The 13,127-nt window shown below is 69.7% G+C and carries 10 protein-coding genes; all 10 read right to left on the reverse strand.

Going from position 1 to position 13,127, the window contains the following annotated elements; translation table 11 throughout:
• Window positions 1–98: 98 nt before the first annotated feature.
• Genes nuoN through nuoE form a run of 10 tightly spaced genes read right to left on the reverse strand, consistent with a single transcriptional unit; the run spans window position 99 to window position 13,113 of the window.
• Window positions 99–1,763, reverse strand: a complete 1,665-nt coding sequence (gene nuoN, locus OG878_RS17380) for an NADH-quinone oxidoreductase subunit NuoN (RefSeq protein WP_328887625.1) — start codon at window positions 1,761–1,763, stop codon at window positions 99–101.
• A complete protein-coding gene (locus OG878_RS17385) occupies window positions 1,760–3,331 on the reverse strand; it encodes an NADH-quinone oxidoreductase subunit M (RefSeq protein WP_328887626.1) in 1,572 nt (523 codons plus the stop codon). The genes nuoN and OG878_RS17385 overlap by 4 nt, the downstream gene beginning before the upstream one ends.
• Window positions 3,332–3,335: 4 nt before the next feature.
• Window positions 3,336–5,231, reverse strand: a complete 1,896-nt coding sequence (gene nuoL / locus OG878_RS17390; RefSeq protein ID WP_328887627.1) for an NADH-quinone oxidoreductase subunit L — start codon at window positions 5,229–5,231, stop codon at window positions 3,336–3,338.
• 14 nt (window positions 5,232–5,245) lie between these two features.
• Window positions 5,246–5,545 carry an NADH-quinone oxidoreductase subunit NuoK gene (gene nuoK / locus OG878_RS17395; protein WP_024493678.1) on the reverse strand — a complete coding sequence of 100 codons (300 nt, stop codon included), beginning with the start codon at window positions 5,543–5,545 and terminating at the stop codon, window positions 5,246–5,248.
• The gene (locus OG878_RS17400) at window positions 5,542–6,369 is read right to left on the reverse strand and encodes an NADH-quinone oxidoreductase subunit J (RefSeq protein WP_328887628.1); all 828 of its coding nucleotides are present in this window, start codon (window positions 6,367–6,369) and stop codon (window positions 5,542–5,544) included. The genes nuoK and OG878_RS17400 overlap by 4 nt, the downstream gene beginning before the upstream one ends.
• Window positions 6,366–6,980 carry an NADH-quinone oxidoreductase subunit NuoI gene (nuoI, locus tag OG878_RS17405; RefSeq protein ID WP_328887629.1) on the reverse strand — a complete coding sequence of 205 codons (615 nt, stop codon included), beginning with the start codon at window positions 6,978–6,980 and terminating at the stop codon, window positions 6,366–6,368. Before nuoI ends, OG878_RS17400 begins: the two co-directional genes overlap by 4 nt.
• Complete coding sequence (nuoH, locus tag OG878_RS17410; protein ID WP_328887630.1) at window positions 6,973–8,391, reverse strand: NADH-quinone oxidoreductase subunit NuoH; 1,419 nt, start codon at window positions 8,389–8,391, stop codon at window positions 6,973–6,975. The genes nuoI and nuoH overlap by 8 nt, the downstream gene beginning before the upstream one ends.
• On the reverse strand, window positions 8,388–10,910 hold the full coding sequence (locus OG878_RS17415; RefSeq protein WP_328887631.1) for an NADH-quinone oxidoreductase subunit G: 2,523 nt from the start codon (window positions 10,908–10,910) through the stop codon (window positions 8,388–8,390). Before OG878_RS17415 ends, nuoH begins: the two co-directional genes overlap by 4 nt.
• The gene (gene nuoF, locus OG878_RS17420; protein WP_328887632.1) at window positions 10,907–12,286 is read right to left on the reverse strand and encodes an NADH-quinone oxidoreductase subunit NuoF; all 1,380 of its coding nucleotides are present in this window, start codon (window positions 12,284–12,286) and stop codon (window positions 10,907–10,909) included. Before nuoF ends, OG878_RS17415 begins: the two co-directional genes overlap by 4 nt.
• A complete protein-coding gene (nuoE, locus tag OG878_RS17425) occupies window positions 12,286–13,113 on the reverse strand; it encodes an NADH-quinone oxidoreductase subunit NuoE (RefSeq protein ID WP_328891278.1) in 828 nt (275 codons plus the stop codon). The genes nuoF and nuoE overlap by 1 nt, the downstream gene beginning before the upstream one ends.
• Window positions 13,114–13,127: the final 14 nt, after the last annotated feature.

Consider the following 13,127-nt stretch of genomic DNA (forward strand, 5'->3'; position numbering starts at 1 on the left):
GTCCTGCGCCGTCCCCTGCCACCATAGGCGCCGGGTACGACAACGCCGGACGGGCTTGACTTCCGGTGCCCGTCCGGCGTTCTCGCAGTGTCTCCGTGTTACCGCACGAACACTCCCGCCTGGCTCGCCAGGTCCAGGAAGTACTGCGGCGCCAGGCCCAGCACCAGTGTGACCGCGACGCCGACCGCGATGGTCGTCATCGTCAGCGGCGACGGGACGGCGACCGTCGGGCCGTCCGCCTTCGGCTCGCTGAAGAACATCAGCACGATGACCCGGATGTAGAAGAACGCGGCGATCGCGGACGAGATCACACCGACCACGACCAGGCCGCCGGCGCCGCCCTCCGCCGCCGCCTTGAAGACCGCGAACTTTCCGGCGAAGCCCGACGTCAGCGGGATACCGGCGAAGGCCAGCAGAAACACCGCGAAGACCGCGGCGACCAGCGGTGAGCGCCGGCCGAGCCCGGCCCACTTCGACAGGTGCGTCGCCTCGCCGCCCGCGTCGCGCACCAGGGTGACGACGGCGAACGCGCCGACCGTCACGAAGGAGTACGCGCCCAGGTAGAAGAGCACCGAGGAGATGCCACTGGGCGTGGTCGCGATGACACCGGCGAGAATGAACCCGGCGTGCGCGATGGACGAGTAGGCCAGCAGCCGCTTGATGTCGGTCTGGGTGATGGCGACGATCGCACCGCCCAGCATCGTGACGATGGCGACGGCCCACATGACCGGCCGCCAGTCCCAGCTGAGACCCGGAAGCACCACGTACAGCAGGCGCAGCAGTGCGCCGAACGCGGCGACCTTCGTGGCCGCGGCCATGAAGCCGGTGACCGGGGTCGGGGCGCCCTGGTAGACGTCCGGCGTCCACATGTGGAACGGGACGGCGCCGACCTTGAAGAGCAGCCCGGTCAGGATCATCGCGCCGCCGATCAGCAGCAGCACGTCGTTGCCCATGGTGTCGGCGAGCGCCGGGTCGATCTGGGGGACGGACCCGTCGACCACCTGGGCGATCGTGGCGTACGAGACGGAGCCCGCGTACCCGTACAGCAGGGCGATCCCGAAGAGCAGGAACGCCGACGAGAAGGCGCCGAGCAGGAAGTACTTCACGGCCGCCTCCTGCGACATCAGCCGCTTGCGGCGGGCGACGGCGCACAGGAGGTACAGCGGGAGGGAGAAGACCTCCAGGGCCACGAAGAGCGTCAGCAGATCGTTGGCCGCCGGGAAGACCAGCATGCCGGCCACCGAGAAGAGCAGCAGCGGGAAGACCTCGGTGGTGGTGAACCCGGCCTTGACCGCGGCCTGCTCGCTCTCGCCGCCGGGGACCGACGCGGCCTGTGCGGCGAACGAGTCGACGCGGTTGCCGTGCGCCACGGGGTCGAGCCGCCGCTCGGCGAAGGTGAAGACGGCGACCAGCGACGTCAGCAGGATGGTGCCCTGCAGGAACAGCGCGGGTCCGTCGACGGCGACGGCGCCCATCGCGGCGAGGTGCGCCTTCGTCGTGCCGTACCCCCCGGCCGCGAGGCCGACGACCGCGGCGAACGCGGCGGCGAGGGCGACGACGGCCAGGAAGACCTGCGTGTAGTAGCGGGCCCGGCGCGGCACGAAGGCCTCGACGAGTACGCCGACGACGGCGACACCGATCACAATGAGGACCGGGGCCAGCTGGGCGTACTCGATGACGGGTGCCTTGAACTTCTCGTCCGGGGCGGCCGTCGTCACCCCGCCCGCCATTGTCCACAGGCTGTGGACAGCTGTTGCGCTCACTTGGCGGCCTCCACCTCGGGCTGGGGGTCCTTCTTCTGGACGTCCGACAGGGTGTGCTGCACCGCCGGGTTGACGATCTCCGTCAGCGGCTTCGGATAGACACCCAGGAAGATCAGCAGTGCGATCAGCGGGACGACCACCACCAGCTCCCGGGCCTTGAGGTCGGCCATGCCCTGGACCTCGGCCTTCACCGGGCCCGTCATCGTCCGCTGGTAGAGGACGAGGACATAGAGCGCGGCAAGCACGATCCCGGTGGTGGCGACGATGCCGGCCGCGGGATAGGAGCTGAACGTCCCGACCAGGACCAGGAATTCGCTGACGAACGGAGAGAGCCCGGGCAGCGACAGAGTGGCGAGACCGCCGATCAGGAAGGTGCCGGCCAGGACCGGCGCCACCTTCTGCACCCCGCCGTAGTCGGCGATGAGCCGCGAGCCGCGCCGGGTGATCAGGAAGCCGGCCACCAGCATCAGCGCGGCGGTCGAGATTCCGTGGTTGACCATGTAGAGCGTGGCGCCCGACTGGCCCTGGCTGGTCATCGCGAAGATGCCCAGGATGATGAAGCCGAAGTGCGAGATCGACGCATAGGCGATCAGCCGCTTGATGTCGCGCTGGCCGACGGCGAGGAGCGCCCCGTACACGATGCTGATCAGCGCCAGCACCAGGATCACCGGCGTCGCCCACTTGCTGGCCTCCGGGAACAGCTGGAGGCAGAAGCGGAGCATCGCGAAGGTGCCGACCTTGTCGACGACCGCGGTGATCAGGACGGCGACCGGGGTGGTCGCCTCACCCATGGCGTTGGGCAGCCAGGTGTGCAGCGGCCAGAGCGGGGCCTTCACCGCGAAGGCGAAGAAGAACCCGAGGAACAGCCAGCGTTCGGTGCTGGTCGCCATGGAGAGCGAGCCGTTGGCGCGGGCCTCGGCGATCTCGGAGAGCGAGAAGGTGCCCGCGACGACGTACAGGCCGATGACGGCGGCCAGCATGATGAGCCCGCCGACCAGGTTGTAGAGGAGGAACTTGACGGCCGCGTAAGAACGTTGTGCCGCGGCGTTCTCGTCGCTGCCGGTGTGGGCCCGGTCCCCGAAGCCGCCGATGAGGAAGTACATCGGGATGAGCATGGCTTCGAAGAGGATGTAGAAGAGGAAGACGTCGGTGGCCTCGAAGGAGAGGATCACCATCGCTTCGACCATCAGGATCAGAGCGAAGAAGCCCTGGGTGGGCCGCCAGCGCGAGGACTTCGTCTCCAGGGGGTCGGCGTCGTGCCAGCCGGCCAGGATGACGAACGGGACCAGCAGGGCCGTGAGCGCGAGGAGCGCCACCCCGATGCCGTCCACCCCGAGTTCGTACCTGACGCCGAAGTCCTTGATCCAGGCGTGCGATTCGGTGAGCTGATAGCGCGCGCCGCCGGGCTCGAAGCGGACGAGCGCGATGCCCGCCAGTACGAGCGTGGCCAGCGAGAAGAGCAGCGCCAGCCATTTGGCGGCGGTGCGCCGGGCGGCCGGGACGGCGGCGGTGGCGATGGCACCGATCGCCGGGAGCGCCGCCGTCGCTGTCAGGAGGGGAAAGGACATGTGATCAGACCGCCCTCATCAGCAGGGTCGCGGCGATGACGATCGCCGTACCGCCGAACATCGAGACCGCGTAGGAGCGGGCGTAGCCGTTCTGCAGCTTGCGCAGCCGGCCGGAGAGCCCGCCCATCGTTGCGGCCGTGCCGTTGACGACGCCGTCGACCAGGGTGTGGTCGACGTACACCAGGGAGCGGGTGAGGTGCTCGCCTCCGCGGACCAGGACCACGTGGTTGAAGTCGTCCTGGAGGAGATCGCGGCGGGCGGCCCGGGTGAGCAGCGAGCCGCGCGGTGCGACGACCGGTACCGGCCTGCGCCCGTACATCGCCCAGGCGATGGCGACGCCGATGACGAGTACCACCATGGTGGCGGCGGTGACGGTCGCGGCGCCGACCGGGGCGTGCCCGTGGTCGTGTCCGGTGACCGGCTCCAGCCAGTTCAGGAAGCGGTCGCCGATGGAGAAGAAGCCCCCGGCGAAGACCGAGCCGAACGCCAGGACGATCATGGGGATGGTCATCGACTTCGGGGACTCGTGCGGATGCGGCTCATGGCCTTCCGCATCGGGCTGCCAGCGCTTCTCGCCGAAGAACGTCAGCAGCATCACGCGTGTCATGTAGAACGCGGTGATCGCGGCGCCCAGCAGCGTGACCGCGCCGAGGATCCAGCCCTCGGTGCCGCCCTTGGCGAACGCCGCCTCGATGATCTTGTCCTTGGAGAAGAAGCCGGAGAGGCCGGGGAAGCCGATGATCGCCAGATAGCCGAGACCGAAGGTGATGAAGGTGACCGGCATGTACATGCGCAGCCCGCCGAACTTCCGCATGTCGACCTCGTCGTTCATGCCGTGCATGACCGAACCGGCGCCGAGGAAGAGCCCTGCCTTGAAGAAGCCGTGCGTCACCAGGTGCATGATCGCGAAGACGTAGCCGATCGGGCCGAGCCCCGCAGCCAGGATCATGTAGCCGATCTGCGACATCGTCGACCCGGCAAGGGCCTTCTTGATGTCGTCCTTCGCACAACCGACGATCGCACCGAAGAGCAGCGTGACCGCACCGACGACCACGACGACCAGCTGGGCGTCCGGCGCGGCGTTGAAGATCGTGCCGGAGCGGACGATCAGGTAGACGCCGGCGGTCACCATGGTGGCGGCGTGGATGAGGGCGGAGACCGGGGTCGGGCCCTCCATCGCGTCACCGAGCCAGGACTGCAGCGGCACCTGGGCCGACTTGCCGCAGGCGGCGAGCAGCAGCATCAGGCCGATCGCCGTCAGCTTGCCCTCGCTCGTCCCCCCGGTCGCCGCGAGGACGGGGCCGAAGGCGAACGTGCCGAACGTGGTGAACATCAGCATGATCGCGATCGACAGGCCCATGTCGCCGACCCGGTTGACCAGGAACGCCTTCTTGGCGGCGGTGGCCGCGCTGGGCTTGTGCTGCCAGAAGCCGATCAGCAGGTACGACGCCAGACCGACGCCCTCCCACCCGACGTACAGCAGCAGGTAGTTGTCGGCGAGGACCAGCAGGAGCATCGCCGCCAGGAACAGGTTCAGATATCCGAAGAAGCGGCGCCGGCGCTCGTCGTGCTCCATGTAGCCGATCGAGTAGATGTGGATCAGAGTGCCCACACCGGTGATCAGCAGCACGAACGTCATCGACAACTGGTCGAGCTGGAAGGCCACATCGGCCTGGAAGCCCTCGACCGGGATCCAGCTGAACAGGTGCTGGTGCAGCGCCCGGTGCTCGGCGCCCTTGCCCAGCATGTCGACGAAGAGCACCGCCCCGATGACGAACGAGGCGGCGGCGAGCAGCGTGCCGAGCCAGTGCCCGGCGCGGTCGAGCCGTCGGCCGCCGCAGAGCAGCACAGCCGCTCCGAGCAGGGGCGCCGCGACGAGCAGCGCAATGAGGTTGTCCACGATTCAGCGTCCCCTTACAGCTTCATCAGGCTGGCGTCGTCGACCGAGGCCGAGTGGCGGGAACGGAACAGCGACACGATGATCGCGAGCCCGACCACGACTTCGGCGGCGGCGACGACCATCGTGAAGAAGGCGATGATCTGGCCGTCGAGGTTGCCGTGCATGCGGGAGAACGTCACGAACGCGAGGTTGCAGGCGTTGAGCATCAGCTCCACGCACATGAACACCACGATCGCGTTCCGCCTGATCAGCACGCCGGACGCGCCGATGGTGAACAACAGCGCGGCGAGATAGAGGTAGTTGACCGGGTTCACTTGGCGACCTCCTCCCCTTCCTTGTCACGGCCGAGCCGTTCCTCGGAGCGCTGCTCCAGCGCCTTGAGGTTGGCGAGCGACTCGTTCGACACGTCGCGGATCTGACCGCGCTTGCGCAGCGTCTGCATGACGGTGAGCTCGGACGGGGTGCCGTCCGGGAGCAGGCCGGCGATGTCCACGGCGTTGTGCCGGGCGTAGACACCCGGGGCGGGCAGCGGCGGCAGGTGATTGCTGCGCACGCGCGCCTCGGACATCTCCCGCTGGGTCCGGGCCCGTTCGGTGCGCTCGCGGTGGGTGAGCACCATCGCGCCGACGGTCGCCGTGATCAGCAGGGCGCCGGTGATCTCGAAGGCGAAGACGTACTTGGTGAAGATGAGGCTGGCCAGCCCCTCGACGTTCCCGCCGTGCGCGGCGTTGGCGCTGCCGAGCCCGTTGAAGCTGTTCAGGGAGGCGTGGCCGATGCCCGCGATCAGCAGGACGCCGAAGCCGAGCCCGCAGGCGGCGGCCAGCCAGCGCTGGCCCTTGAGGGTCTCCTTCAGCGAGTCCGCCGCCGTGACACCGACGAGCATGACCACGAAGAGGAACAGCATCATGATCGCGCCCGTGTAGACGACGATCTGGACGACGCCGAGGAAGTACGCGCCGTTGGCGAGATAGAAGACCGCCAGGACGATCATGGTCCCGGCGAGGCTCAGCGCACTGTGCACGGCCTTCTTCATCAGTACGGTGGACAGCGCGCCGAGCACGGCGACGGTGCCGAGGATCCAGAACTGGACGGCCTCGCCCGTCGACGTGGCGGAGGCCGCCGCGGCCAGGCCGGTCATGCGTCCGCCTCCTCGTTCTCGGCCGACTGCTCCTTGGACTCGCCCTTGGAGACGGCGACCTGACGCTCCGTACCGGGCGCGGCCTCGGTCACCAGCCCCCGGTAGTAGTCCTGCTCGTCCATCCCCGGGTAGATCGCGTGCGGACTGTCGACCATGCCTTCCTCCAGGCCCGCGAGCAGCTCGTCCTTGGTGTAGATGAGGCTCTCGCGGGTGGTGTTGGCGAGCTCGAACTCGTTGGTCATCGTCAGCGCCCGGGTCGGGCAGGCCTCGATGCACAGTCCGCAGAGAATGCAGCGCGCGTAGTTGATCTGGTAGACGCGGCCGTAGCGCTCACCCGGGGAGTAACGCTCCTCGTCGGTGTTGTCCGCGCCCTCCACGTAGATGGCGTCCGCCGGACACGCCCAGGCGCACAGCTCGCAGCCGACGCACTTCTCCAGGCCGTCCGGGTGGCGGTTGAGCTGATGCCGGCCGTGGAAGCGCGGCGCCGTCACCTTCTGCTGTTCCGGGTACTGCTCGGTCAGCCGCTTCTTGAACATGGCCTTGAAGGTCACGCCGAAGCCGGCCACGGGGTTCTGGAACTTCTCCCCCGAGGGTTCCGATGACTCAGACACCGTCAGCCTCCTTTCCGTCGCTGGGGCTTCCACCCGTCCGACTGCTGTCACTCTGAGTATCCGGCCCGCCACTGACAACGAGCTCCCGCTCATGCCGTGGCCTGCGGCGCGGTACCGGCGGCAGGGTCTGTCCGGGCAGCGGTGGCACCGGGAATCCGCCTGCCATCGGGTCGAACGCGGGTTCCGGTCCCGCTTCCGCCTCGGCCGCCTTGGCCGAGCGGTCCCGGAAGAGGTCGGCGACGAAGGAGATCAGCAGGATCGCGAGCACGGCGCCCACCACGTACAGCACGACGCTCGTGAAGTCGTAGCCCTCGTTGCGCAGCGCACGCACGGTCGCGACCAGCATCAGCCAGACCACGGAGACCGGGATCAGGACCTTCCAGCCGAGCTTCATCAGCTGGTCGTAGCGGACGCGGGGCAGGGTGCCGCGCAGCCAGATGAAGAAGAACAGCAGCAGCTGGACCTTGATGACGAACCAGAGCAACGGCCACCAGCCGTGGTTCGCCCCCTCCCAGAAGGTGCTGATCGGCCACGGGGCCCGCCAGCCGCCCAGGAACAGGGTCGTGGAGACCGCGGAGACGGTGACCATGTTGACGTACTCGGCGAGCATGAACATCGCGAACTTGATCGACGAGTACTCGGTGTTGAAGCCGCCGACCAGGTCGCCCTCGGACTCCGGCATGTCGAACGGGGCGCGGTTGGTCTCGCCGACCATCGTGACGATGTAGATGATGAACGAGACCGGCAGCAGGAGGATGAACCATCGGTCCTGCTGCGCCTCCACGATCTTCGAGGTCGACATCGACCCCGAGTAGAGGAAGACGGAGGCGAAGGCGGCGCCCATCGCGATCTCGTACGAGATCATCTGCGCGCAGGAGCGCAGCCCGCCGAGGAGCGGGTACGTCGAGCCGGAGGACCAGCCCGCCAGCACGATGCCGTAGATGCCGACCGAGGCGACCGCGAGGACGTAGAGCATCGCGATCGGCAGGTCGGTCAGCTGCATCGCCGTACGGTGGCCGAAGATCGAGACCTCGTTGCCGGACGGGCCGAACGGGATCACCGCGATCGCCATGAACGCCGGTACGGCGGCGACGATCGGCGCGAGGACATAGACGACCTTGTCCGCCCGCTTGACGATGACGTCTTCCTTCAGCATCAGCTTGATGCCGTCGGCGAGCGACTGGAGCATGCCCCAGGGGCCGTGCCGGTTCGGGCCGATGCGCAGCTGCATCCAGGCGACGACCTTGCGCTCCCACACGATGGAGAAGAGCACGGTCACCATCAGGAAGGCGAAGCAGAACACCGCCTTGATGACGACGAGCCACCAGGGGTCGGTGCCGAACATCGACAGATCCTCGGCGGCGAGTACGGCGCGGTCGGGCGCCGCGGCCAGGTGAGCGAAGCCAGTCACGCTCGCACCTCCGGTGAGACGTCGGGAGTTCCCGGTGCGGAAGTCCCCGGGGCGGCGGGACCGATCCGGACCAGGCCGCCGGGGCGGGCGCCGGTGTCGGCCGGTACGCCCCGCCCGGCGGAGTTCAGCGGCACCCAGACCACCCGGTCCGGCATGTCGGTGACCTGCAGGGGGAGTTCGACGCTGCCGGACGGTCCGGTGACGGCCAGCAGATCGCCGTCCTTCACCCCCGTCTCGGCCGCGGTGACGGCGGAGAGCCGGGCGACCGCGGCGTGCCGGGTGCCGGCCAGCGCGGCATCACCCTCCTGGAGCCGCCCCTGGTCGAGCAGCAGCCGGTGGCCCGCGAGGAGCGCCTCGCCGTCACCGGGCCGGGGCAGCGGCTGCGCCGACGCCTGCGGGTCGGTGGCGTGCGTGCCGGTCCAGCCGCCGAGCCGGTCCAGCTCACGGCGTACGGACTTCAGGTCCGGCAGGGCGAGGTGGACGTCGAGGGCGTCCGCCAGCATGTGCAGCACCCGGGCGTCGGTCGGCGCGAGGGACCGCGTCATCTGCTCGGGCTTCAGCGCGGCCTCGAACATCCGGGCCCTGCCCTCCCAGTTGAGGAAGGTGCCGGCCTTCTCGGCCACCGCGGCGACGGGGAACACCACGTCGGCCCGCTCGGTGACCTCGCTGGGCCGCAGCTCCAGCGAGACCAGGAACCCGACCTGGTCCAGCGCCTCCAGGGCACGGGCCGGGTCGGGCAGGTCGACGGCCTCGACGCCGGCGACGAGCAGCGCGCCCAGTTCGCCGGTGGCCGCGGCCTCGACGATCTGGCCGGTGTCGCGGCCGAACCGGGCCGGCAGCTCGGCGACGCCCCAGACGGCCGCCACCTCGTCCCTGGCCCGCGGGTCGGTGGCCGGACGGCCGCCGGGCAGCAGCGACGGGAGCGCGCCCGCCTCCACCGCGCCGCGCTCGCCGGCCCGGCGCGGGATCCACACCAGGCGGGACCCGGTCGCGGTCGCCGCCCGTACCGCGGCGGTCAGCCCGCCCGGCACCCCGGCCAGCCGCTCGCCCACGACGATGACGGCGTCACCGCCGCGCAGCGCCTCGGCGGCCGCGGCCCCGTCGCCTTCGAGTCCGACGCCGCCCGCGATCGCGTCCAGCCACTCGGTCTCGGTGCCGGGTGCGGCGGCCAGCAGCGTGCCGCCGGCCTTCGTCAGCCCGCGGGTGGCGTGCGAGGCGACGGCGAAGGTGCGCTGGCCGTGCTTGCGGTGGGCCTTGCGCAGCCGCAGGAAGACGCCGGGCGCCTCCTCCTCGGACTCGAAGCCGACCAGCAGCACGGTCGCGGCCTTCTCCAGCGAGGTGTACGTGATCCCGCTGCCGTCCAGATCGCGTCCGCGTCCGGCGACGCGGGCGGCCAGGAAGTCGGCCTCCTCGCTGCTGTGCACCCGGGCCCGGAAGTCGACGTCGTTCGTGTCGAGGGCGGTCCGGGCGAACTTGCTGTACGCGTACGCGTCCTCGACGGTCAGCCGGCCGCCGGTGAGGACACCGGTCCGGCCGCGGGCGGCGGCGAGTCCGGCGGCCGCGGCCTCCAGCGCCTCGGGCCAGCTCGCCGGTTCGAGGACGCCGTCCGCGTTCCGCACCAGCGGGGTGGTGAGCCGGTCCCGCTGCTGCGCGTAACGGAACCCGAAGCGGCCCTTGTCGCAGACCCACTCCTCGTTGACCTCGGGGTCGTTGGCGGCGAGCCGCCGCATGACCTTGCCGCGCCGGTGGTCGGTGCGGGTCGCGCAACCACCCGCGCAGTGCTCGCACACCGACGGCGACGACACCAGGTCGAAGGGCCGGGAGCGGAATCGGTACGCCGCCGAGGTCAGCGCACCGACCGGGCAGATCTGGATGGTGTTGCCGGAGAAGTACGACTCGAACGGGTCGCCCTCGCCCGTGCCGACCTGCTGGAGCGCGCCGCGCTCGATCAGCTCGATCATCGGGTCGCCCGCCACCTGGTTGGAGAACCGGGTGCAGCGTGCGCACAGCACGCACCGCTCACGGTCCAGCAGCACCTGGGTGGAGATGGGGACGGGCTTCTCGTACGTCCGCTTCTGTCCGTCGAACCGGGAGTCCGGGTCGCCGTGCGACATCGCCTGGTTCTGCAGGGGGCACTCGCCGCCCTTGTCGCAGACCGGGCAGTCCAGCGGGTGGTTGATCAGCAGCAGCTCCATCACGCCGCGCTGCGCCTTGTCGGCGACCGGCGAGGTGAGCTGCGACTTGACGACCATGCCGTCGGTGCAGGTGATGGTGCAGGACGCCATCGGCTTGCGCTGGCCCTCGACCTCGACGATGCACTGCCGGCAGGCGCCGGCCGGGTCGAGGAGCGGGTGGTCGCAGAAGCGCGGGATCTCGATGCCGAGGAGTTCGGCGGCGCGGATGACCAGGGTGCCCTTGGGCACGCTGATCTCGATGCCGTCGATGGTCAGCGTGACCAGGTCCTCGGGCGGGACCGCCGCCTCGCCGCCCCCGGAGGGCGCACTTGTGGTGACTGTCATGCGTTCACCTCCTGGTGAGCGTTCTTGTCGTCGGCCCAGGCGGTCGACTTGGCGGGATCGAACGGGCAGCCCTTGCCGGTGATGTGCTGCTCGTACTCCTCGCGGAAGTACTTCAGCGAGGAGAAGATCGGTGCGGCGGCGCCGTCGCCGAGGGCGCAGAAGGACTTGCCGTTGATGTTGTCGGCGATGTCGTTCAGCTTGTCGAGGTCGGCCAGCTGTCCCTTGCCGGCCTCGATGTCGCGGAGCAACTGGACGAGCCAGTAGGTGCCTTCACGGCAGGGCGTGCACTTGCCGCAGGACTCATGGGCGTAGAACTCGGTCCAGCGGGTGACGGCCCGCACGACACAGGTCGTCTCGTCGAAGCACTGGAGCGCCTTGGTGCCGAGCATGGAACCGGCGGCGCCGACCCCCTCGTAGTCGAGGGGCACATCGAGGTGCTCGTCGGTGAACATCGGGGTGGAGGAGCCGCCCGGGGTCCAGAACTTCAGCCGGTGGCCGGGCCGCATCCCGCCGCCCATGTCGAGCAGCTGGCGCAGCGTGATGCCGAGCGGCGCCTCGTACTGGCCGGGGGTGGCGACGTGCCCGCTGAGCGAATACAGCGTGAAGCCCGGGGACTTCTCGCTGCCCATGGACTTGAACCAGTCCTTGCCGTTGCTCAGGATCGCGGGAACCGACGCGATGGATTCGACGTTGTTCACCACAGTGGGGCAGGCGTACAGACCGGCGACCGCGGGGAAGGGGGGCCGCAGCCGGGGCTGGCCGCGTCGCCCTTCGAGCGAGTCGAGCAGCGCGGTCTCCTCACCGCAGATGTACGCGCCCGCGCCCGCGTGCACGGTGAGCTCCAGGTCGAGCCCCGAGCCCAGGATGCTCGTCCCGAGATAGCCCGCCTCGTGCGCCTCGCGCACGGCCTCGTGCAGACGCCGCAGCACGGGGACGGCTTCACCGCGCAGATAGATGAAGGCGTGCGAGGAGCGGATCGCGTAGCAGGCGATCACGATGCCCTCGATGAGGCTGTGCGGGTTGGCGAAGAGGAGCGGGATGTCCTTGCAGGTCCCCGGCTCCGACTCGTCGGCGTTGACCACCAGGTAGTGCGGCTTGCCGTCTCCCTGCGGGATGAACTGCCACTTCATGCCCGTGGGGAAGCCGGCGCCGCCGCGGCCGCGCAGTCCGGAGTCCTTGACGTACGCGATGAGGTCGTCCGGCGACATGGCGAGGGCCTTGCGCAGCCCCTCGTAACCGCCGTGCCGCTTGTACGTGTCCAGCGTCCAGGACTCGGGCTCGTCCCAGAAGGCGGAGAGCACGGGCGAGAGCAGCTTCTCGGGGCCGGCCCCGCCGCCGTTGCCGCCCCCGTCGTTGATTTCGGCTGCCAATGTCATCACTCTCCCTCCTCAGCTGCGGGACCGGCCGGGTGCTCCGGGTCGGATGCAGAGGTCTGCTGCGGTGCGTCGTTCGAGCTGAGGTGCTCGGCGCCCGGCTGCGGACGGTCCTGCGGAGCTTCGGAGCGTGCCGACTCGCCCCGCGGAGCGACGACCTTCGGGTGCAGCTCCTCGCCCTTCGCCAGCCGGAGGCCGACGAGTGAGGCGGGGCCGGCGCCACCGGTCGCCTCGACGGCGCCGGGGCGCTGGTCGGGGAAGCCGGCCAGGATCCGGGCGGTCTCCTTGTACGAGCAGAGCGGGGCACCGCGGGTGGGTTCGACGGTGCGCCCGGCGATCAGGTCGTCGACGAGCTGCGTCGCGCTCTCGGGCGTCTGGTTGTCGAAGAACTCCCAGTTGACCATCACGACGGGGGCGAAGTCGCAGGCCGCGTTGCACTCGATGTGTTCGAGGGTGACCCTGCCGTCCTCCGTCGTCTCGTTGTTGCCGACGCCGAGGTGCTGCTTCAGCCGGTCGAAGATGGCGTCGCCGCCCATCACCGCGCACAGCGTGTTGGTGCAGACACCGACCTGGTAGTCACCGCTCGGCTTGCGCCGGTACATCGTGTAGAAGGTGGCGACCGCGGTGACCTCGGCGGTGGTGAGGCCGAGCAGCTCGGCGCAGAGCGCCATGCCCGTACGGGAGACGTACCCCTCCTCCGACTGCACCAGGTGCAGCAGCGGCAGCAGTGCGGAGCGGCTGTCGGGGTAGCGGGCCATCACCTCCTTCGCGTCCGCTTCGAGCCGGGCGCGTACCTCGGCCGGGTAGGCGGGGGCGGGGAGCTGCGGCATCCCCAGACTGACTT

It is taken from the genome of Streptomyces sp. NBC_00316, from assembly GCF_036158715.1.
GTDB lineage: Bacteria > Actinomycetota > Actinomycetes > Streptomycetales > Streptomycetaceae > Streptomyces.

What these genes read in the sequence shown, in the direction of transcription:
- OG878_RS17385 (WP_328887626.1), bottom strand. Translation starts at nt 3,331, where the DNA reads ATGTCCTTTCCCCTCCTGACAGCGACGGCGGCGCTCCCGGCGATCGGT.
- nuoE (WP_328891278.1), bottom strand. Translation starts at nt 13,113, where the DNA reads ATGCCGCAGCTCCCCGCCCCCGCCTACCCGGCCGAGGTACGCGCCCGG.
- nuoF (WP_328887632.1), bottom strand. Translation starts at nt 12,286, where the DNA reads ATGACATTGGCAGCCGAAATCAACGACGGGGGCGGCAACGGCGGCGGG.
- OG878_RS17400 (WP_328887628.1), bottom strand. Translation starts at nt 6,369, where the DNA reads ATGACCGGCCTGGCCGCGGCGGCCTCCGCCACGTCGACGGGCGAGGCC.
- OG878_RS17415 (WP_328887631.1), bottom strand. Translation starts at nt 10,910, where the DNA reads ATGACAGTCACCACAAGTGCGCCCTCCGGGGGCGGCGAGGCGGCGGTC.